Source organism: Pseudoalteromonas sp. MMG005 (assembly GCF_018101015.1).
Lineage (GTDB): Bacteria > Pseudomonadota > Gammaproteobacteria > Enterobacterales > Alteromonadaceae > Pseudoalteromonas > Pseudoalteromonas aurantia.
On record NZ_JAGJEK010000071.1, the window covers coordinates 1 to 1,028 of the forward strand.

Annotated in this window: 1 protein-coding gene; it reads right to left on the reverse strand. The window is 43.0% G+C overall.

Annotated elements, in window-relative coordinates; all coding sequences use genetic code 11:
* The coding region (locus tag J8M01_RS23725) for a condensation domain-containing protein (RefSeq protein ID WP_348772778.1) at nucleotides 1–932 on the reverse strand (932 nt) is incomplete at its 3' end.
* Nucleotides 933–1,028 lie beyond the last annotated feature (96 nt).

The window sequence follows — 1,028 nt, forward strand, 5'->3', positions numbered from 1 at the left end:
TATGCGCTCAGCGTATCATGATTGGTATTTGCTCTGAGCACCAATGTATTGGCAAAAAACCCAATCAAAGGGTTTGTCTCTGACTGTAACCGGCTTGCAACTGGGGTACCAATAACAATATCAGAGCTGTTACTGTGCCGAGCCAACAATAATGAAAGCGCACCATGTAATAACATAAAAGGGGTCAATTGATGTGCTTTTGCTAGCGCTTGTAATTGGGTTGCAATATGCGCTGATAACTGCCCTTGCACAATCGCTACTTTACGCTCTTTTTCATTTGAACGGGCTTTATCTAAAGGCAGAGTATGCTCTGCGGGTACATCCGCTAATTGTTGCTCCCAATAATTGAGCTGCTTTTCAAGTACTCCCCCTTCTAAATAGGTTCTTTGCCACTGTGCATAATCACTATATTGAATATCTAACGGGGCCAATCCACTTTCTAGGCCTTCGCTATAAGCATGGTAGAGGGTAAAAAACTCTTTTAGAAGTACTTCCATTGACCAACCATCGGAAGCGATGTGATGCATATTCAGCAGTAGTACACCTGACTCTGAGGTCTGTTGGATATACCCGACACGAAGCATCACGTCTTGTTTTAAGTTAAATACCTGACGGGTCAATCGGGTCGCTTGTTCTGACACTTCTGACGTTAACGTCTCACCTGTGAGATGGGTTAAATCTACCTGTGTAATCTTGAAATCAACATCAGACATCGCTCGAACGACCTGATATGTCTCTCCTTGCACTTCCCGATATACCGTGCGCAGTACTTCATGACGTTCAATGATGGTGCTAAACACTCGGGTTAATAAGGGGAGGTCCAACTCTCCCGACACCTCAAAAGCGATGGGCATATTATATTCTGTTGTGCCCTCTTGAAGGTTATCAATGAACCATAGTCGTTGCTGTGAATACGATAACGGGATGTTCACTTCGTGAGTGGGATGCTTAATTATCTTTTTATATCCGTTGGTATTTATATAATAAACAATGTGTTCTTTGTGCTGTTTTATCCGTTGGATCAGTGC